A 20,818-nucleotide genomic window follows, 5' to 3' on the forward strand; every position below is an offset into this window, starting at 1 on the left:
TTAATTTTGCAAGAAGTCTAATAAAAACACAAGTTATAATTGAAAAAGATAGTAAAAAAATTATTAGTTCTGATTTTTCTTATGGTAAAAACCATGACTTTAAAATTTTAAAAGATTCAAAAATTAAATTTTTACCAGAAACAACTGTTTTAGTAGATTTAGGTTATCAAGGCATACAAAAAATTAATCATAATGTTTTAATTCCTAAAAGAAAATCAAAGAAAAACCCTTTAAATAAAGAAGAAAAGCAAAATAATGAGCGAATTTCAAAAATGAGAATTGTTATTGAAAATGTTTTTGCTATACTTAAAAAATTTAAAATTATTAGTGAAAAATATCGAAATCGTAGAAAAAGATTTGCTTTAAGATTTAATTTAATAGCTTCAATTTATAATTTACAACTATTAGTTTAAATATATTTGATAATTTAAAATTTCAGTCTTTTTTTATTGTAAATAATAATTTTTATTATGTTTTAATGACAAAATATTTGTAAAAATAATCTAAAAATTATTTTAATAACACTTTTATATTTATTTTAAATTTAAAAATTATAATTATCATATTAATTTTGCAAGAAGTCTAATAAATATCAAGAGTTTTCGACAAAATTAAAAAAATTTTTTATTGTGTAAAAATTCAATAAATATGATAAAATGGTAGCGAATAAAAATGACAATAACAAGAAAGGTATGGTTGGTTTAGTAATTAAATAATATAATTAGCTGATTGTTTTACTTCTTCAAAGCAATACCTAAGAAAACTAAACGCGACCTTTTCATAATTTGAATTTGCTTTATTTTTCTAAAAAGTTTAAAATTCTCTTGCATTGTTTTATAAAAGTTGAGGTTTAATTTATGAAAAGAAAAATAATGAAATATTGAGTAGTGTTATTATTATCAGTTTCTCAAATTTTAACGTTAGTTGCTTGTACTTTTCGTTATCAAACTAAGATTGATGAAGGCATCGCTGCTAAATTAAATGATTTTTCGGCAATTACTGGCGAAATTACTAAAGCAATAATATTAAGTAGAGAAAAAAAATGAGATGCTTCGCAAGTTATTAATGATATTTTAGAAAATAAAGTTGATAATTTAATTTTTAAAAATATTTCTTATTCGTATTTTGGACAAACCAATGATAATAATTGATTCCCTCGTCATCAAGAGTTTTTTGCTTCGCAAGATTTAGCTAATAAAGTTATTAATTCTAATGATAAATATGTAAAACCCTATGCTGATTTAATTAGTCAAAATAATATTTTAGGTAAAATTCGAACATATGGTTCAATTTTTAACACTTTAACTGTTGATACATTAAAAGAAATTTTTAATAGTGGGTCCGTTTTAGATCCCATTATGTTTTTTTTAACTAAAAGTAATATTGAAAGTTTTTGAAATGATTATAATGCTGGTGGTTATGCTGATATTATTACTGAATTACGAAATAATCTTACTGAACATAATGATAATTTTGTTGGCAAAGTAACATATGCTGAAGCACTACAGTGGTCACAAAAAAGAATTAAAAAAATAATTGTTCAAATTGGTTGTAAGAAAGAAAATGATGAAGAGAAAGAAAATGATGAAGAGAAAGAAAAAGCTGAAAGTTCTTGTAAAGGATATGATAGTAAAGATGATGCCGAAGTAGAAGCTGCTTATGATACAATGATGGCAACATTTGGTATTGAAATAAAGGATTCGGCGGATAAAAATGTTTTAATAGTAACTAATAAATATATATTAGAAAATTTTCAAAATGGATTTAAAAATTCGAAAAATATTATTTCATTGTTAGTACCAATTTTACCAGTTATTTCTTATGTAATGAAAATGTATGCTAGTCTTCCTTTTGATGAACCCAATAAGATTTGGTACGAAGTTAGTACAATTCCCAAAAATATTCAGCAAGCTATTGATGAACAATTAAGGATGACATATGTTGGTTTCGATCAATCAGTAATTAGTAATTTAAAAAATAAGTTAACAAAAGTATTTTCTTTAAATGATGGCGGATTAAGTTTACGAAAGATATTATTAATTATGAGATTAACACCACAATTAAATGAATTAGTTAAGAAAATTGAGTTAATTTTATTTTATTCATTATCATTAATTGAAGTGGTTTCAATTGGCGGTGTTTGTGTGGGATTTCATCCTATGTTTTGTATCGATATTGCTTTTTTCCCAAAAGCATTTCCTAAAATTAAAGAAATATTAGATCCCATTTTTGGAAATATTAAAAAATATTTAAATTTTCTTCCTAATGATACAAATATTAATTTAAATGATGGTTTAACCGGAATTAATAAGTTAGTCGATGTAATTCAAGATCAGGTGTTAACAGAAGCAAAGATTAAAAAGATTCTTACTGCCATTGAAATTGACAACGAGCAAGCAAAAGTGGCATTATTGGAAATCCTTGGATATAATGGTCAGAAAGGTGAATTAATACCGGATGGAGTATTGGCCACTCTTATTAAGACTATTAGTTCTTGTAAAAAAGATGGTGATTCCAATTGTACAACCGAGGTTGCTAAATTGTTAACAATGTTAACAAGTGAAAACGGAATTTTAGATCGCATTGTTAATGATAATAATGGCACTATTAATATGAAATATCGGAGATTTTATCAAGATAGTAATTATTGAGAGATTACTAATACGAAAATGCAGTATAATGATATTGATAATTCATTAGAAGTATCATATGATATTAGTTTTTCCCAAGGTAAGATGAATAATGTTTATTCAATTAAATGAAAAACAAAAAATTATTACAATAGTCTTGCTAGCAATAATTTTAAAATTGTAGCATTTAGGAATAAGGAGATTAAATAAAATGAAAAATACAAAATGGGCAGTAATTGGCCGAATAGTAATTTCGTTAGCATTTTTTTTAATGATTGTTTATGGTTTTGTGGAGTTAGTTAAGTCTAAATTTGTTATTTATGATACTGTTGTTTTAAAACTAAATTTTTGAACTAGTAATTTTGCTCAAACATTATGAAATATATTAATTATTATTGCTTTTTTTACATTTGTTATTACAAATATTTGAGGTTTAAAAAGAAGGATTTTCTTTTGAATAATTGGTAGTATTTATATAATTATTGGTTTTTTAACATTTATCTTTACAATTATTGATAATACTGATAATGGCGAGAGAATGGCAATTGGATTAGTTATTTCTTTACTATTAATGATTGGGGCGGGATTTTTATTACTAGTTGCCTATCGAATGAAAAATAAAGAGATTGTTGCTAATAATTGAAAATTTTGAGAGAAAAATAAGTCTGCCAACCCTGCATAGTTGAAAATAAAAACAGCAAAATCTTTGCTGTTTTTATTTTCAACAACTTTATTTGTTATAATAATTTAAGAAATGAAATAGGATTAGGTGAAAATTTTTTAATGAAGAAAATATTATTAGTTGATGGTAATGGTTTAGTTTTTCGCGCATATTACGCAACAGCATATAGTAATTCCATAACTTTATGAGCAAATGATGGAACACCAACTAATGCTTTGTTAGGTTTTATTACAATGTTAGAAAAGATTTTAAAACAAAATTATGATTTAGTTTTGGTTGCTTTTGATGCGGGACCTAAAAATTTTCGTTATGGAATATTACCTAGTTATAAAGAAAAACGCGTTAAAACCCCACAAGAATTATTACAGCAATTACCGTTAGTTCGTGAGTTTTTAGATGCCTATGGAATTCAATGATATGAACATCCTGATTTTGAAGCTGATGATATTATTGCTACGATTAATAAAAAGGCAATTGATTTAAATTGAGAAATTGAAATTTTGTCATCGGATGGTGATTTAGAACAGTTATTATCTGCTAATACGGTAATTGTTAAACCAAAACAGGGATTATCACAAGTAGAAATTATTAATGTTGATTCATTAAAAGCAAGATGAGATATAACCCCAAAACAAATACCTGATTTAAAAGGATTAAAAGGTGATGCCAGTGATAATCTTCCAGGTATTAAAGGGATTGGTGAGAAAACTGCTTTATCATTGTTACATCAATTTGGAACATTAGAAAATATTATTACCCATCAAGAAGAATTGAAAACAGCGGTTAAAGAAAAAATTGTGAATAATGCTAATATCGGTTTATTATGTAAAGAAATGGCATCTTTAAGATATGATGTTCCTTTTCCTAAGGATTTATCTTTGTTAACAATTAATAGAGATTTAGTTCGCTTAAAGGAATTTTATTTAAAATATAATTTAAAGTCATTAGTTAATCGCTTAGACACAAATAATCTTTCACAAGCTAATAATAAAGATCAAGGTAAAATTTTGCGTAAGTGAGATGCTAATTATAATTGTGTTGAAAATGCGTTATTTGTTGAAATGAGTGGTGATAATTATTATACTTCAGACATTATTGGGTTTGGTGTTGTTAACGATAAAGGAGCATTTTATTTAGATTATCTTATTGCTAGTACTGATGAATTATTTTTAGCATTTTTAAAAGATGAAAAGTGTCTAAAAGATGTTTTTGATTTGAAGAAAGTTATTAATGGTTGTAAATGACATCATATTGAAGTTAAAGGTATTGCTTTTGATTTACAATTAGCAGGTTATATTTTAAATGCGAATATGAAAGTAACGATTGATAATGTTATTAATTATTTTGCTGAACAAACTTTTATGAATGATGAAATGTTTTATGGTAAAAATCAAAAAAAGGTTGTACGAGAATTACAAGAAGTTGCTGGCTTTATTACTAGAAAAGCTTGATGAATTTTACATTTAAAACCGCTTCTTAGTAAGAAATTAGAACAACAACAACAATTAGAGTTGTATAAAAATATTGAGTTTCCTTGTGCTTTTGTATTGGCAAAAATGGAGTTTCACGGTATTCGTGTTGATATGAAACAATTAGAACAGTTAACAAAAGAAGTATTAAAAATTGTCACCCAATTAAATGAAGAAATTAATAGTTTAGCGCAACAAGATGTTAATCCTAATTCTCCTAAACAATTAAAAGAATTATTATTTGATGTATTAAAATTACCTGATTTACAAAAAGGTAGTACGGCACAAGAAGTATTAATGCAATTACAAATGCAACAATTGCATCCAATTATTGATAAAATTTTGGAATATCGTAAATATCAAAAAACTTATTCAACTTATTTAAAAGGTTTAGAAAAATATATTTTGGCAGATGGTAAGGTGCATACGATTTATAATCAAACTAATACAACAACAGGAAGGTTATCTTCACAAGAACCTAATATGCAAAATATTAGTATTCATGATATTCATCAAAAATTAGTTCGTAAGGTGTTTGTTCCTAATGATTCTCGCACACAAGTGGTATTATCTAGTGATTACTCGCAAATTGAATTAAAAGTTTTAGCACATATGGCTAGTGTTAAAGAATTAATTAAAGCATTTAACAATAATGAAGATATTCATTCATTAACTGCTAGTAAAATATTTTCTATTAATCAAGCTGAAGTTAGTGAACAGCAACGAAGAGTTGCGAAAACTGTTAATTTTGGGATTGTGTATGGTATTTCTGATTTTGGTTTAAGTAAACAATTAATGATTTCTATTAGCGAAGCAAAAAAATTTATTGAACGATATTTTGCTGTTTTTCCTGAAATTCGTCATTATATGGATAATACAATTAAATTTTGTCAAGAACATAAATTTGTTAAAACTTTATTCAATCGGATCCGATATATTCCGACGATTAATGATCGGAATTGAGTCGCTAAACAAGCAGCAGAACGCGTAGCAATTAATGCTCCGATTCAAGGAACAGCAGCTGATATAATTAAATTAGCTTTAATTAAAATTGATCAGCAATTAGAACAAAATAATTTAAAATCGTATCTTGTTGCTCAAGTCCATGATGAGTTGATTGTTGAAGTATATGAAAATGAATTAGAAATTGTTAAAAAAATTGTTAATTCAGCAATGAATTTGGCAACAAAATTGCAGGTGCCCTTAACGGTTGATATTAATACAGGAAATAATTGATATGAAGTATAAAGGAGATTAAGTTAATGCCAGAATTACCAGAAGTAGAAACTGTTCGTGCCAGTTTACAACCTTTTGTTTGCAATCAAGTTATTACAGGAATTAGAATTTATTGAAGTTCAGTAATTAAACAACCCGACTTAGTATCATTTCGAAAATTGATTGTTGGACAAAAAATTCTTGATTTAAAAAGAAAAGCAAAACATTTAATTTTTGAATTAGAAGATTTTGTGTTAATTAGTCATTTACGAATGGAAGGTAAATATTATTATCAAAATCTTAATGATGATATTGAATGAAAACATGTTTTATTAGTTTTAGAATTAAGTAATGGTTGTGAATTAAGATATCATGATACAAGAAGATTTGGTACTTTTCATTTGCAAAAAAAGGATGAATATGAACAATTAGCACCATTAATCAAAGTGGGGCCAGAACCTTTTGAATCAAGGGCTACTGTTAGTTATTTACAAAAGAAATTTAAAAATAAGAACCGAGCTATTAAAACAATGCTGTTAGATCAAAGTATTATTAGTGGTTTAGGAAATATTTATGTTGATGAGGTATTATTTGCTAGTAAAATTCATCCGGTTACTAGATGTAATAAATTACAAACTGAGCATTTAAAAGCAATTTTAAATAATGCGAAACAAATTTTGACACAAGCGATTAACTTAAAAGGAACAACAATTGCTAGTTATACTTCTAATGTTGGTGTTAAAGGGACATATCAGCAATTATTGAAAGTGCATACAAGAGAAGCATTAGCATGTTATGTTTGTTCTTCAATAATTAAAAAAATTAAGCTTAATGGTCGCGGTACATATTTTTGCTGTCAATGTCAGAATAAATTATAAGTTGTGAATTATGTGGATAAGTAGATTAAAGCATCTTATTTATAAGATATTTTTAGCACTAAGTTGTGGATAACTTGGTGGGTAATGATTTTTTTATTGTTTATTATTTACATCGCTATTATTCTGTCATAGAATAAATAAGACAATAAGGTGGAGATAAAAATGTTACAACCAGAAGAAAAATTTCAAATAATTATTAATTCTTATATTTGTAGTGAAACGCAAAAGCTAGTTCAACATTTATATCAACCAATTATTGGTGTTAATGCTGTTTCGCTATATTTTGCTTTATTAAATGAACAATTATCAATGAAAGTTTTAAATTTAGATAATTCTCATTTACGCTTGCAAAATTTATTACAATTATCATTACTGGAAATTGAAGTTGCGAGAAATCGGTTAGAAGCAATAAATCTACTTGATGTTTATCGTAATAATACCAATATTGGTGTTACTTATTACTATGAATTATTTGCTCCGATGGCACCACAAGACTTTTTTAATCATCAACAATTTAATCAATTGCTAATTAATAATCTTTCTCTTAATGATTATGAACGAACAAAGTTTTTATTTATTCAATATCAAGAAGATCTGTCAAGTTATAAAAAAATTACAAAATGCTTTAATGAAGTATTTCCTTTATCAATAGTAAAAGCAGATGCTTCTAGTGCTGATTTTATTTTCCAAACCAATCATTTGTCAGAAACTAATAAACAATCATTAGAAATTTCTAATGAAGATATGAAAAATCCTTTACAAAAAAAAATTTATGAAATGCAAACGATATCACCATATAAATATTTAACATTATTACAAAATTTTCCTTTACAAGCGAAAGATTTACAGTTATTGGCTAAGTTATTAGTTACTTATACTTTGTCACCAGAAGTTACTAATTGTTTAATTGAATATGTGTGATATAAAAATAATAAACTTTTGGTTGTGGCTTATTTAGAAAAAATTGCGAGCACATTACAACAAAAGCAGATTACTACTGTTGAACAAGCAATGATATATTTAAGAACTGCTTATGTTCAAAGTTTTAATAAGGAAAAAGTAAAATCTAATAAAATTGTTAAAAAATCAAAATTTGATTATGAAATTAAATGAAATACGGGTATTATTCCAAAATGGTTACAAGAAGACCCCCTTTATCAAACATAATTATGGAAGGAAGTGATTGTTATGGATATCTATCATCGAATTCAAAAAACTAAGATTGTTGCTTTGCAAAAATTTATTGCTGAACATCAATTACTAAAAAAAGATTTATTACGAAATAGTGATATTTTAGAAAAATATTTAAATAATTTTGTTGAATGTTTGGATGGTTTGAATTGAAATGAATGTCAACAATTAATTCCTGGATATCGGTTAGAATTAGTTTATGAAAATCAACGCATTTATTTAGAAATGCAAGATTGTTTACATCGTCAATATTTGCGAGCTAATGATAAAATTCGTAATAATTATTTAATTTGTCATTTTCCTTTATCAATGATTAATTTATCATTAGAAACTGATTTTCATTTACCAGAAAATGATTTTATTCGCATAAAATTAAAAGAATATTTTATTAATTTCCTTAAAAAAGAGCAAACAACAGGATTATATATTTATGGTGCTCCTGGTATTGGTAAAACTTATATTTCTATTTTATTAGCTAATAGTTTAGTTCGAAGTGATTATAAAGTATGTTTTGTTTTTGTTCCCCAATTAATGAGTCAATTAAAACAAGCGATTTCGAAAGCAACTAATTCATTAGCTAGTGATATTTATAAGCTCCAAACTTGTGATGTGTTATTTTTAGATGATTTAGCTGGTGAACCCGTATCGGAGTGAACTCGTGATGAGGTTTTATTTAGTATTTTAAATTATCGGATGCAGCATAATTTATCAACATTTTTTACTTCTAATTATGATATGGGTAACTTACAAGAATATTATAGTCGTAATGCTAAATATAAAAATATTGATATTGTGAAATCAATTCGGTTAGTAGAAAGAATTAGATACTTGGCAAAACCAGTATTATTAGGGGGGGATGTTCTTCGTAAATATGCTCAATAAATTGGCAACAATTCGCAATGTCTTTGGTAATTTCTAGATAGTGTTTTAGAAGAAAATTACTAATTTAATTTTTTAATTTTGTCGAAAACTCTTGATATTTATTGAATATACTTAATTTTAGGTATATTTTTAATATGATAGAGGTGGATAATAATTATGGAAAAAATAATTCAAGAACTAGTAAATACTTTAACAGATGATCAATTTTTAGAATTTTATGAAAAAGTCAAACAACAAGCAGAATTAATAAAAAAAAAACAACAACGGTTAAATGAAATTGATCAAAAATTTAGAGCGCAAGGTATTAAATGCCCTAAATGTGAATCTTACCATTGCGTTAAAAATGGACATAATTCAGAAGGAAAACAAAAATATTTATGTAAAAATTGCCGTGCAAGTTTTGACGCTTTTCGTAATCATTTTATTTATTGAAGTCATTTAAATTATGAACAATGAAATTTATTGATTCAAATTTCATTGCTGGGGCAATCTAGTAAAATAATTTCTCGTTTTATTAAAACTACATTAAAAACTGCTTGATATAATCGTCAAAAATTAATGAAATCAAAACAATTAGAAAATACCCAATTAAAATTTAAAAAATTATCTGGTAAAATCCAAATCGATGAAACATTTATTAAAGAAATCCATAAAGGAAATTTCAAATATAAAACTGATCCACGAAGAATTCACCTTGACCCATTCGCAACTAATACTAAATGCTGTATTCAAATGGCAATTGATAATAATAACAATATTTATGTTAAATCCACAAACACCAAACGTTTACAAAAACAATGAGTTATTGAAAATATGAACAAAGAATTAATTAACGAAAATTCAATTATTACTTCTGATATGCAAAAATTATATTTTTTAGTAGCAAAACAAACAAATTCTACTTTATGTGTAACTAAAACAACAACTAATCCTGAAGCTAGTTATTGTAACTTAAATAAAATCAGTAAATTACAATCTAGTCTTAAAGAAACCTTAATTCATTATCATGGTTTAGGTTTTACTAATATTCAAAATTATTTAAATCTCTGAAAATGAAAATACCAACATAAGGGTTTAACTCCAAACCAACAAACAGCGGTATTATATTTTAATAGACTTCTTGCAAAATTAATATGATAATTATAATTTTTAAATTTAAAATAAATATAAAAGTGTTATTAAAATAATTTTTAGATTATTTTTACAAATATTTTGTCATTAAAACATAATAAAAATTATTATTTACAATAAAAAAAGACTGAAATTTTAAATTATCAAATATATTTAAACTAATAGTTGTAAATTATAAATTGAAGCTATTAAATTAAATCTTAAAGCAAATCTTTTTCTACGATTTCGATATTTTTCACTAATAATTTTAAATTTTTTAAGTATAGCAAAAACATTTTCAATAACAATTCTCATTTTTGAAATTCGCTCATTATTTTGCTTTTCTTCTTTATTTAAAGGGTTTTTCTTTGATTTTTTTTAGGAATTAAAACATTATGATTAATTTTTTGTATGCCTTGATAACCTAAATCCACTAAAACAGTTGTTTCTGGTAAAAATTTAATTTTTGAATCTTTTAAAATTTTAAAGTCATGGTTTTTACCATAAGAAAAATCAGAACTAATAATTTTTTTACTATCTTTTTCAATTATAACTTGTGTTTTTATTGTGTGTTTTTTCTTTTTTCCTGAGTAGTGCTGTTTTTGTCTTTTTTTGGGCGTTGGATTTGGCTTTCAGTTACATCAATTATAACAGTCTTATCTTTGAAATAATCTTTTAATAGTGATTTTTGACCAGTAAGTTGTTGAAAATTAGGGTGTTTTATTAAAGTGTCTTCAATTCATTTGATATTTCTATAACAACTACTTTCACTAATATCATAACTTTTTGCAATATGAAAATAAGTTCTATATTCTCTTCAATATTCTAAAGTCATTAAAATACGATTTTCTAATGATAATTTATTGGTTCTTCCGCGACGAAATCTCTTTTTTAATTCTTCTATTTTTAAAATTTCTAGCATTTTATTAAAAGTAGTATGTTTAATACCAGTTAATCTTAAAAAATTTTTATCACTTATTTGATTATTTTTTTTAAATTTCATTTAAATTCCACCTTTTTATTAAAAACAACAATTCAATTATATTTTAAATTAATTTTGCAAGAAGTCTAATGTATAAAAAAGTTAAAGTAAAAATAATAATTTTACATAAAAGCCTTTTAAAATTATCAAGTTGATGATTTTTTTTATTTTATCAAGAGTTTTCGACAAAATTAAAAATTTAATTGTAAAATAAATGAGTTATTTGTATAATTATTGCAGTGCATATAGGAGGAAAACAGAATGACAAAGAAAAGAATTGCAATTAATGGGTTTGGACGCATTGGTCGTTTAACTTTAAGAATATTAATGAATTATGAAAATATTGAGGTTGTAGCAATTAATGATTTAGGTGATGTTAAGATGCTAGGTCATTTATTAAAATATGATTCAGCACAAAAGCGATTTGATAAGGAAGTTATTACTAAAGAATCAAGTTTAGTTATTGATGGTCATGAAATTAAAATTGTATCTGAAAAGGATCCTAAAAATTTACCGTGAAAAGATTTAAATATTGATGTTGTTGTTGAATCAACAGGGTTATTTGTTACTAAGGAAAGTGCGACAGCTCATATAGCTGCGGGAGCTAAAAAAGTTGTCATTTCAGCACCTGCGGGAGCTGATTTAAAAACCGTTGTGTTTAATGTTAATCATCATGAAATTGTTGCTAGTGATACTATTATTTCAGCGGCATCTTGTACAACTAATTGTTTAGCACCAATGGCACAAGTATTAGATGAAAAATTTGGTATTAAAACTGGAGTAATGACAACAATTCATGCTTATACTAATGATCAAAATATTTTGGATGGGTCACATCGTAAAGGTGATTTTAGAAGAGCAAGAGCGGCAGCAGTTAATATTATTCCAAATACTACGGGAGCTGCTAAAGCGATTGGGTTAGTGTTACCAAGTTTAAAAGGAAAATTAGATGGTGCAGCTCAAAGAGTGCCAGTAGTTACTGGTTCAATTACTGAGTTAACTGTCCTTTTAAATAAAAAGGTAACAGTTGCTGATATTAATGAAGCAATGAAAAGTGCTGCTAATGAGTCTTTTGGTTATACTGAAGATCCGATTGTTTCTAGTGATGTTATTGGTATTAGTTATGGTTCATTATTTGATGGTACGCAAACTAAAGTAATGACTTTAGGAGACGATCAATTAATCCAAGTTTTTGCTTGATATGATAATGAAATGTCATATGTTAATCAACTATGCCGAACAGTTAATCATATTGCAAACTTAATGGAATAAATAATGGCTAAGGCGGATACCTTAGTTTTTATTATTGGAAAGGAAAATTAAATTCATATGAAAAAAACATTAGCAGATATTAATTTTAAAGATAAAAAAGTATTAGTCCGCGTAGATTTTAATGTGCCATTAGTTGCTGGTGTTATTAGTGATGATAATCGTATTATTAGTGCTATCCTAACAATTAAATATTTATTAGACCACGATGCTAAAGTTATTTTATTATCACATTTGGGAAGAATAAAGCGGTCAGAAGATTTAAAAAAATATTCATTAAAACCAGTAGCAAAGCGCTTAGCAGAGTTATTAGGTACCGAAGTAAACTTTGTTGGTGAAATTAGTGGGGCAACGTTGCAAACAGCAATTAATAGTTTAGAAAATAAACAAGTTTTATTAATGGAAAATACGCGTTTTGCTGATTTAGAAAATAACAGGGAATCTAATAATGATGCTAGTTTAGGTAAGTATTGAGCAAGTTTAGGTGATGTGTTTGTTAATGATGCTTTTGGCACAGCCCATCGTGAACATGCCTCTAATGTTGGTATCGCAACTAATATTAATGAATCGTGTATTGGTTTATTAGTGCAAAAAGAGTTAGCGATGTTAAATAAAGCGATTATTAATCCTGAGCGACCTGTTGTTGTAATTTTAGGAGGAGCAAAAGTATCTGATAAGATTGGTGTTATTGATCATCTTTTAAAGGTAGCTGATAAAATAATTATTGGTGGGGCAATGAGTTTTACTTTTTTAAAAGCGCAAGAATTTAATATTGGCAAGTCTTTAATTGAAGAAGATAAAATAGAATTAGCTAAACAGTATTTACAAAAAGCAAAAGGTAAAATAATTTTACCGGTTGATCATTTGATGAGTAAAGAGTTTGTTGATCAGTCTGGAATTAATAGTGCTGATGCTAATATTACTGATGATTATATGGGAATGGATATTGGTGAAAAAACAATAACATTATTTAATGACTATATTAAAGAAGCTAAAACTATTATTTGAAATGGTCCAGTTGGCGTTTTTGAGATGAAAAATTTTAGTAAGGGAACACTAGCAATTTGTGAAACAATTGCTCATTTAAATAATGTTTTTAGTATTGTTGGTGGTGGTGATTCAGTAGCAGCAGCAATTCAGTTAGGTTTTAAAGATAAGTTTAGTTATATTTCAACTGGTGGTGGAGCTAGTTTGGAATTATTAGAGGGTAAACCGTTACCAGCTATTGAAGTTATTCAAGAGAAATAATTAATGTTATTAATGTAGGACGCATAAAGTTTTGTTAGGTAGTTAAAGATTTGAATAAGTATTAAGACAGTCAGCAATGATTGTCTTTTTATTTTATAAGATGTTAAAAATTTGTTCTTTGAAAATTAAATACAAGTGAATTAATAATGTTGGTATGTATTAAGACACGATAAATTGTGGGTGGTCGCCATAACCAAAAGAAGTTTACCAGTTAATAGATAACATCCTATTAGCTATAGCAATTTGTTTCGTTTTGCAATAAAAAAATGAATGGGTGGATTTCCTAAAAATATACACGCTATTAAATTAGTTCCAAGGGTAGGATGCGGATATTAAAGTGTAGAAATTTCTATATAGGGGTATGCTAAGTTTAAAATTATTAAAATATTTTTTTTATCTAATTAAAAAACAAAATTCACTAACAAAGCCTGTTAAACACTTAAATCTGCGATATATAAGTGTTTAAAAAACTAAGTTAGTTAACTTAGTTAATATAACTTAGTTTATTCATAAGAAAGGTAATTTACTATGAAAAATATTGAAAACATTTTCTTAAATACTAAAAAATATCTCCTAAAAGAAACACAAAACGCAATGCTTATTAAAGCCCCAAAAAAATACCGTGATTTAATGAACAAATCGGCATTTGGTTTCCAAAACGATTTGTTTATAAAGGAAAATATGAAAATTCAATTTGCATTGGAATAATAAAAGACAGTAAATATCAAGTAATTTCGATTAATCAAAAAGAAAAAGAAACCAAATTAATTAAAGGACAAGAATTATTAGGTTTTTTCATTGCCGAAAAAGAAAACAACAAAAAAGATATAAATTATAACTATTTTAAAGGAGTTAAAAAATGAATATTGCGATTGGAATAATATTTATTATCATTTGCATAATGCTATTGGCATATTTTGCTTATAAAATTTATGCCAAAATAAAAATGCGAATTAAATATAAAAATGCCATTAAAAATAATACTGGTAATTTTACAAAAGACGAAAAAGTATTTATTGCTCGCTTTGAAGAATGAGTTAAAGCTCCCAATTCAAAAGAAAATAGCGCGGATAAAAAATAATGTTTTGAAAAATTATTATGGAATTCTTAGAACTGTTTGTTCCGATAGAAAAAATGCCTGCACAAGTTGCGTTTATTGCCGGATTAATTATTATCATTACTTTTCTTTTCGCATTAATTTCAATTATGTATTTACCAATAAAAATGATTTTTGGGAGATAAAAAATGACAATAAACTTAAAAGAATTTAATTGAGAACAAATTAAACAAACTTTCTGAGATTTATTTATTCAAATTACAACTATTCCGGCTCACATTACTGGTGGTAAAGAAATTAAATTAACCGAAGCACCACTTTGACTTTTAATAGCAAACATTGCTTTTTGATTCTTAACAGCGATTATGGTGTGATTTATTCTAATGCTGCTTTGAAAAACCATATCAGTATTTAGATAGAAACAAAATTAATGTCAAGAAGTTACATTGTGATGCATTCCCAAAGAAATTCAAAATTAATTAGAAAAAAAATACAATCGTGTTAAGGTTAATCGTGGTTTTAGCAAATTTAAGAAAAACTTTGAATATAAATGATGAATGTTTTAAAAAGAAAGGGGGTGATTATATGATTGGAACTTTCTTGGCCGATGCACCAGCAACAGTAGAAAAAATAACAGCTAGTGACGCGACGACTAAATTATGAAATGCAATTATAACGGCATTTACTAAAATGTGAGAAATTATTGCTGTTAATATGCCACAAGTCGGTAACTTCTTTGCTGACTACTGAATATTCATTTTTCCATTTATTTTGGCAATATTCTTTATTTGCTTTAAAATGTTTGAAAAACTACTTGGAGCAGTACGCTAATAAAAAAATAAAGTGAGGTGCAAGATGAAATTTTGCAAATGAATAATAGAAAAAAATAACCATTTTATTGAATTAAATCGCACCTCATTTTTAATTTTATGACATTGGGGAGCAATTTGATATATTTACAACGGTTATTTTAAAAACATTGTGAGCTATTTATTTTTAGCAGGTTGTATTTTAATTTTTCTTTTTAAAATCAGTAATTTAACACAAATTAACAAAGTTATTAATTTCTTAAAAAATTCACCATTAAATATTGTGATTGGTTCATTAGGAACTGGAAAAACAGCCTTTCTAGTATACGCATCAAAATTACTAAAAAAGAAAAAATATCACATCGCCTCAACATTTCCATTACTAGAAACTCAAAAATTAAGTTTAGGGCATATGGGATTATTAAACTTTGATTATCCAGTATTGCCAGATAAGACCTTACTTCTATGAGATGAAACCAATTTATTTTTAGAAGGAACAGATTGAGAAAAAAATAATTTTAATTTTGTCGAAAACTCTTGATAAAATAAAAAAAATCATCAACTTGATAATTTTAAAAGGCTTTTATGTAAAATGGTCGCGTTTAGTTTTCTTAGGTATTTTTTAAAAAAGAAAAAATAATCATTTACTATAAATTATTTCAATATGCAAATTAAGTATATATTTCTTATGTATGATTTTTGTTGTAAAAAATTATTTTAATGTTGTTTTTATAAGCATTTTACTTAGTTTTTATAACCTTTTATTGAGATTATGTTTTGTTAATATTAAATATTTTGTTTTATTACTTATTTTTCAAATAAAATGATAATTAAATTGTAATTACTTTTCTTTCAAAATTATTCAAATCTTTACCCACCTAACAAAAATTTATGCGTCCATATTTATCAAAAAGACCCTTTTAATAACATTGCTTTATGATCTAATGGTCGTTATTCAAGCAATCACGAACTTATTGATATTACAACAAGATATTCAACATTTTCCACAATTGGTTTATATAATAGTGCTGACGGATGAGCATATACAAATGCTGTTGACAACTATGATTTATTATCAACTAAACAAGAGTTAATTAAAAAAATCGCTACCGTTGCTGCTAGTATGATTGCGATATTTATTACTAATGCCATTATTATTGCAATTATTATCATTACCATGATTACTAGTTGATCATTAGATCAATTTTCAAAAATGATGGCAATATTACAAATTCAAGGTTACAAATATTGAACAATTAATAACTTAATTCTGACAATGTTTCTTCCTTCCGTATTAATTGGTTTTATTGGTGGTGTACTACTATCTTGAACAACAGCAACAATCTTTATATTAGACTTCTTGCAAAATTAATTTAAAATATAATTGAATTGTTGTTTTTAATAAAAAGGTGGAATTTAAATGAAATTTAAAAAAAATAATCAAATAAGTGATAAAAATTTTTTAAGATTAACTGGTATTAAACATACTACTTTTAATAAAATGCTAGAAATTTTAAAAATAGAAGAATTAAAAAAGAGATTTCGTCGCGGAAGAACCAATAAATTATCATTAGAAAATCGTATTTTAATGACTTTAGAATATTGAAAAGAATATAGAACTTATTTTCATATTGCAAAAAGTTATGATATTAGTGAAAGTAGTTGTTATAGAAATATCAAATGAATTGAAGACACTTTAATAAAACACCCTAATTTTCAACAACTTACTGGTCAAAAATCACTATTAAAAGATTATTTCAAAGATAAGACTGTTATAATTGATGTAACTGAAAGCCAAATCCAACGCCCAAAAAAAGACAAAAACAGCACTACTCAGGAAAAAAGAAAAAACACACAATAAAAACACAAGTTATAATTGAAAAAGATAGTAAAAAAATTATTAGTTCTGATTTTTCTTATGGTAAAAACCATGACTTTAAAATTTTAAAAGATTCAAAAATTAAATTTTTACCAGAAACAACTGTTTTAGTGGATTTAGGTTATCAAGGCATACAAAAAATTAATCATAATGTTTTAATTCCTAAAAGAAAATCAAAGAAAAACCCTTTAAATAAAGAAGAAAAGCAAAATAATGAGCGAATTTCAAAAATGAGAATTGTTATTGAAAATGTTTTTGCTATACTTAAAAAATTTAAAATTATTAGTGAAAAATATCGAAATCGTAGAAAAAGATTTGCTTTAAGATTTAATTTAATAGCTTCAATTTATAATTTACAACTATTAGTTTAAATATATTTGATAATTTAAAATTTCAGTCTTTTTTTATTGTAAATAATAATTTTTATTATGTTTTAATGACAAAATATTTGTAAAAATAATCTAAAAATTATTTTAATAACACTTTTATATTTATTTTAAATTTAAAAATTATAATTATCATATTAATTTTGCAAGAAGTCTATTGTTATTATTATCAATTGCCATTTGAATACAGCATTTAGTATTAGTTGCGAATGGGTCAAGGTGAATTCTTCGTGGATCAGTTTTATATTTGAAATTTCCTTTATGGATTTCTTTAATAAATGTTTCATCGATTTGGATTTTACCAGATAATTTTTTAAATTTTAATTGGGTATTTTCTAATTGTTTTGATTTCATTAATTTTTGACGATTATATCAAGCAGTTTTTAATGTAGTTTTAATAAAACGAGAAATTGTTTTACTAGATTGCCCCAGCAATGAAATTTGAATCAATAAATTTCATTGTTCATAATTTAAATGACTTCAATAAATAAAATGATTACGAAAAGCGTCAAAACTTGCACGGCAATTTTTACATAAACATTTTTGTTTTCCTTCTGAATTATGTCCATTTTTAACGCAATGGTAGGATTCACATTTAGGGCATTTAATACCTTGCGCTCTAAATTTTTGATCAATTTCATTTAAACGTTTTTGTTTTTTTATTAATTCTGCTTGTTGTTTGACTTTTTCATAAAATTCTAAAAATTGATCATCTGTTAAAGTATTTACTAGTTCTTGAATTATTTTTTCCATAATTATTATCCACCTCTATCATTAAAAATATACCTAAAATTAAGTATATTCAATAAATATCAAGAGTTTTCGACAAAATTAAAAAAAATTTTGGATGTTATTTTTTTTAAATTTTAGATATAATTATTTATGTGTGTTAATCACTATGGAGCAGTACTCAAGTGGTTAAGAGGGCTCCCTGCTAAGGAGTTAGGTCAAGCAATTGGCGCACGAGTTCGAATCTCGTCTGCTCCGCCATTAATTTTAAATAATTTGATATTTGTTGTTAACAACTTTACTTATTGTAAAGTTGTTTTTTTGTGATATTAGACTTCTTGCAAAATTAATATGATAATTATAATTTTTAAATTTAAAATAAATATAAAAGTGTTATTAAAATAATTTTTAGATTATTTTTACAAATATTTTGTCATTAAAACATAATAAAAATTATTATTTACAATAAAAAAAGACTGAAATTTTAAATTATCAAATATATTTAAACTAATAGTTGTAAATTATAAATTGAAGCTATTAAATTAAATCTTAAAGCAAATCTTTTTCTACGATTTCGATATTTTTCACTAATAATTTTAAATTTTTTAAGTATAGCAAAAACATTTTCAATAACAATTCTCATTTTTGAAATTCGCTCATTATTTTGCTTTTCTTCTTTATTTAAAGGGTTTTTCTTTGATTTTCTTTTAGGAATTAAAACATTATGATTAATTTTTTGTATGCCTTGATAACCTAAATCCACTAAAACAGTTGTTTCTGGTAAAAATTTAATTTTTGAATCTTTTAAAATTTTAAAGTCATGGTTTTTACCATAAGAAAAATCAGAACTAATAATTTTTTTACTATCTTTTTCAATTATAACTTGTGTTTTTATTGTGTGTTTTTTCTTTTTTCCTGAGTAGTGCTGTTTTTGTCTTTTTTTGGGCGTTGGATTTGGCTTTCAGTTACATCAATTATAACAGTCTTATCTTTGAAATAATCTTTTAATAGTGATTTTTGACCAGTAAGTTGTTGAAAATTAGGGTGTTTTATTAAAGTGTCTTCAATTCATTTGATATTTCTATAACAACTACTTTCACTAATATCATAACTTTTTGCAATATGAAAATAAGTTCTATATTCTCTTCAATATTCTAAAGTCATTAAAATACGATTTTCTAATGATAATTTATTGGTTCTTCCGCGACGAAATCTCTTTTTTAATTCTTCTATTTTTAAAATTTCTAGCATTTTATTAAAAGTAGTATGTTTAATACCAGTTAATCTTAAAAAATTTTTATCACTTATTTGATTATTTTTTTTAAATTTCATTTAAATTCCACCTTTTTATTAAAAACAACAATTCAATTATATTTTAAATTAATTTTGCAAGAAGTCTATTAAGATAAAATTAATACATATTTAAAAAAACAATATTTTATTTATAAGGTGGACTTAAATTAATGTTAAATAAAAAAATGCGTTTAGCAATTACTTTTGTTCTTTTAGTACTTTTATTGGTGACTTGTATTTTTATTATTGCTAAATATATTGATTGATTATGAATTATTGGTGTAGTAACAATTTCATTTGGAACTTTAACAGCATTAATTATTTTTGTTTCCAACCGACCAGCACGAACAAAAATTTCTTGAATTATTGCTGTGTATGCGTTACCAATTGTTGGTATTATAATCTTTATTATTTTTGGTCGAACTTATCGTTATACGAAAGCACAAAAGTTTTATTTAAAAAAATATCAAGATTTTTATGCTAAAGAGGATTTTAATTATACGAATAACTTTTTAAAAAATCAAATTAAAGAAGAACGAAGTATTTTACATTTGACTACTAATATATCACAAAGACCACTATATAATCATACGAAAGTTGATTTAATAACTAATGGAATTGAAAAGTTTTCGTTGTTATTTAAAGACTTAGAAAGTGCTGAAAATTATATTCATATTAATTATTTCATTTTAGATGATGGTGAAGTTTTAAAATATTTGACACAGTTATTAATTAAAAAAACTTATCAAGGCGTTAATATTCGCTTAATTTATGATCATGCTGGAAGTTTTTTTACAGTTTATCATGATACAATTCAGAAATTAAAACGCGCTGGCGTTCATTTAAAAAGATTTTCACCGATAAATTTACCTTTTATTAGTGGTCGTAATAATTATCGTAATCATCGTAAAGATGTTATTATTGATGGCAAGATTGGTTATACGGGAGGCATTAATGTTGGTGATGCTTATTGTCATTTAAGTTCTAAATATGGCTTTTGACGCGATAGTCAAGTTCGTTTGCAAGGTAGTGCTGTTTGTAGTTTAGAGTTAATATTTTTACAGGATTGATATTTTACAACTGGCGAGTCGTTAGTGGTTTGATAAGAA

At 25.3% G+C, this 20,818-nt stretch carries 22 protein-coding genes, 1 tRNA gene and 1 pseudogene; 19 read left to right on the forward strand and 5 right to left on the reverse strand.

The genetic code is table 4. The features are described from left to right. The first annotated feature begins 20 nt into the window (after positions 1–20). The 8 genes from AAHM82_RS04710 to AAHM82_RS04745 all read left to right on the forward strand — a co-directional run bounded on the left by AAHM82_RS04710 (position 21) and on the right by AAHM82_RS04745 (position 10,087). Positions 21–413 carry a transposase family protein gene (locus tag AAHM82_RS04710; RefSeq protein ID WP_342264845.1) on the forward strand — a complete coding sequence of 131 codons (393 nt, stop codon included), beginning with the start codon at positions 21–23 and terminating at the stop codon, positions 411–413. Between the two features lie 444 nt (positions 414–857). Continuing rightward, on the forward strand, positions 858–2,840 hold the full coding sequence (locus tag AAHM82_RS04715; RefSeq protein WP_342264675.1) for a hypothetical protein: 1,983 nt from the start codon (positions 858–860) through the stop codon (positions 2,838–2,840). A 1-nt stretch (position 2,841) separates the two neighbouring features. Continuing rightward, positions 2,842–3,312: a hypothetical protein gene (locus AAHM82_RS04720; protein WP_342264676.1), complete on the forward strand. Its 471-nt coding sequence runs from the start codon at positions 2,842–2,844 to the stop codon at positions 3,310–3,312. A 101-nt stretch (positions 3,313–3,413) separates the two neighbouring features. After that, positions 3,414–6,029, forward strand: a complete 2,616-nt coding sequence (gene polA / locus AAHM82_RS04725) for a DNA polymerase I (protein ID WP_342264677.1) — start codon at positions 3,414–3,416, stop codon at positions 6,027–6,029. Positions 6,030–6,043: 14 nt separating this feature from the next. Further along, positions 6,044–6,874, forward strand: a complete 831-nt coding sequence (mutM, locus tag AAHM82_RS04730) for a DNA-formamidopyrimidine glycosylase (RefSeq protein WP_342264678.1) — start codon at positions 6,044–6,046, stop codon at positions 6,872–6,874. Between the two features lie 162 nt (positions 6,875–7,036). Next, entirely contained in the window at positions 7,037–8,041 is a 1,005-nt protein-coding gene (locus tag AAHM82_RS04735) for a DnaD domain protein (RefSeq protein WP_342264679.1), read from the forward strand. Positions 8,042–8,062: 21 nt separating this feature from the next. Next, positions 8,063–8,947 carry an ATP-binding protein gene (locus tag AAHM82_RS04740; RefSeq protein ID WP_342264680.1) on the forward strand — a complete coding sequence of 295 codons (885 nt, stop codon included), beginning with the start codon at positions 8,063–8,065 and terminating at the stop codon, positions 8,945–8,947. Between the two features lie 156 nt (positions 8,948–9,103). Then, positions 9,104–10,087 (forward strand): IS1/IS1595 family N-terminal zinc-binding domain-containing protein, encoded by a 984-nt coding sequence (locus tag AAHM82_RS04745; protein ID WP_342264681.1) that lies wholly within the window; start codon positions 9,104–9,106, stop codon positions 10,085–10,087. Between the two features lie 144 nt (positions 10,088–10,231). On the opposite strand, the pseudogene AAHM82_RS13415 reads toward AAHM82_RS04745, so the two are convergent. Together AAHM82_RS13415 and AAHM82_RS13420 are read right to left on the reverse strand one after the other, a co-directional pair. Next, a pseudogene (locus tag AAHM82_RS13415) lies at positions 10,232–10,623 on the reverse strand (transposase family protein). Beyond that, positions 10,620–11,060, reverse strand: coding sequence for a transposase family protein (locus AAHM82_RS13420; RefSeq protein WP_342263396.1), 441 nt, complete (start codon positions 11,058–11,060; stop codon positions 10,620–10,622). The pseudogene AAHM82_RS13415 and the gene AAHM82_RS13420 overlap by 4 nt, the downstream one beginning before the upstream one ends. 240 nt (positions 11,061–11,300) lie before the next feature. Between AAHM82_RS13420 and gap the strand changes: the two genes are divergently transcribed. The 9 genes from gap (at position 11,301) to AAHM82_RS04795 (ending at position 17,672) form a co-directional block, all read left to right on the forward strand. Next, complete coding sequence (gene gap, locus AAHM82_RS04755; RefSeq protein WP_342264682.1) at positions 11,301–12,311, forward strand: type I glyceraldehyde-3-phosphate dehydrogenase; 1,011 nt, start codon at positions 11,301–11,303, stop codon at positions 12,309–12,311. Between the two features lie 57 nt (positions 12,312–12,368). After that, positions 12,369–13,556, forward strand: a complete 1,188-nt coding sequence (locus AAHM82_RS04760; protein WP_342264683.1) for a phosphoglycerate kinase — start codon at positions 12,369–12,371, stop codon at positions 13,554–13,556. 528 nt (positions 13,557–14,084) lie between these two features. Further along, positions 14,085–14,264 carry a hypothetical protein gene (locus AAHM82_RS04765; RefSeq protein WP_342264684.1) on the forward strand — a complete coding sequence of 60 codons (180 nt, stop codon included), beginning with the start codon at positions 14,085–14,087 and terminating at the stop codon, positions 14,262–14,264. A gap of 151 nt (positions 14,265–14,415) precedes the next feature. Beyond that, positions 14,416–14,637, forward strand: a complete 222-nt coding sequence (locus AAHM82_RS04770) for a hypothetical protein (protein WP_342264685.1) — start codon at positions 14,416–14,418, stop codon at positions 14,635–14,637. A 164-nt stretch (positions 14,638–14,801) separates the two neighbouring features. After that, positions 14,802–15,032, forward strand: a complete 231-nt coding sequence (locus AAHM82_RS04775) for a hypothetical protein (RefSeq protein ID WP_215825668.1) — start codon at positions 14,802–14,804, stop codon at positions 15,030–15,032. 79 nt (positions 15,033–15,111) lie between these two features. Continuing rightward, on the forward strand, positions 15,112–15,444 hold the full coding sequence (locus tag AAHM82_RS04780) for a hypothetical protein (protein ID WP_342264686.1): 333 nt from the start codon (positions 15,112–15,114) through the stop codon (positions 15,442–15,444). 24 nt (positions 15,445–15,468) lie between these two features. Beyond that, a complete protein-coding gene (locus AAHM82_RS04785; RefSeq protein WP_342264687.1) occupies positions 15,469–15,966 on the forward strand; it encodes a hypothetical protein in 498 nt (165 codons plus the stop codon). A gap of 579 nt (positions 15,967–16,545) precedes the next feature. Further along, on the forward strand, positions 16,546–16,794 hold the full coding sequence (locus AAHM82_RS04790; protein WP_342264688.1) for an FtsX-like permease family protein: 249 nt from the start codon (positions 16,546–16,548) through the stop codon (positions 16,792–16,794). A gap of 48 nt (positions 16,795–16,842) precedes the next feature. Beyond that, a protein-coding gene (locus tag AAHM82_RS04795; RefSeq protein WP_425288999.1) for an IS5 family transposase occupies positions 16,843–17,672 on the forward strand; the annotation gives its coding sequence in 2 pieces (ribosomal slippage) (positions 16,843–17,215 and positions 17,215–17,672; 831 coding nt in all). 144 nt (positions 17,673–17,816) lie between these two features. Here AAHM82_RS04795 and AAHM82_RS04800 read toward each other — a convergent pair. Beyond that, positions 17,817–18,440: an IS1/IS1595 family N-terminal zinc-binding domain-containing protein gene (locus AAHM82_RS04800; RefSeq protein WP_342264689.1), complete on the reverse strand. Its 624-nt coding sequence runs from the start codon at positions 18,438–18,440 to the stop codon at positions 17,817–17,819. A 147-nt stretch (positions 18,441–18,587) separates the two neighbouring features. Here AAHM82_RS04800 and AAHM82_RS04805 point away from each other — a divergent pair. Further along, positions 18,588–18,677 (forward strand) — tRNA-Ser (locus AAHM82_RS04805). A gap of 241 nt (positions 18,678–18,918) precedes the next feature. Here AAHM82_RS04805 and AAHM82_RS13425 read toward each other — a convergent pair. Together AAHM82_RS13425 and AAHM82_RS13430 are read right to left on the reverse strand one after the other, a co-directional pair. Beyond that, the gene (locus tag AAHM82_RS13425) at positions 18,919–19,311 is read right to left on the reverse strand and encodes a transposase family protein (RefSeq protein WP_342264845.1); all 393 of its coding nucleotides are present in this window, start codon (positions 19,309–19,311) and stop codon (positions 18,919–18,921) included. Continuing rightward, positions 19,308–19,748 carry a transposase family protein gene (locus AAHM82_RS13430; protein WP_342263396.1) on the reverse strand — a complete coding sequence of 147 codons (441 nt, stop codon included), beginning with the start codon at positions 19,746–19,748 and terminating at the stop codon, positions 19,308–19,310. The genes AAHM82_RS13425 and AAHM82_RS13430 overlap by 4 nt, the downstream gene beginning before the upstream one ends. A gap of 131 nt (positions 19,749–19,879) precedes the next feature. Here AAHM82_RS13430 and AAHM82_RS04815 point away from each other — a divergent pair, with 131 nt between their 5' ends. Beyond that, on the forward strand, positions 19,880–20,815 hold the full coding sequence (locus AAHM82_RS04815; protein WP_342264690.1) for a phospholipase D-like domain-containing protein: 936 nt from the start codon (positions 19,880–19,882) through the stop codon (positions 20,813–20,815). Positions 20,816–20,818: the final 3 nt, after the last annotated feature.

It is taken from the genome of Spiroplasma endosymbiont of Clivina fossor, from assembly GCF_964031115.1.
Classification (GTDB): domain Bacteria; phylum Bacillota_I; class Bacilli_A; order Mycoplasmatales; family Nriv7; genus Nriv7.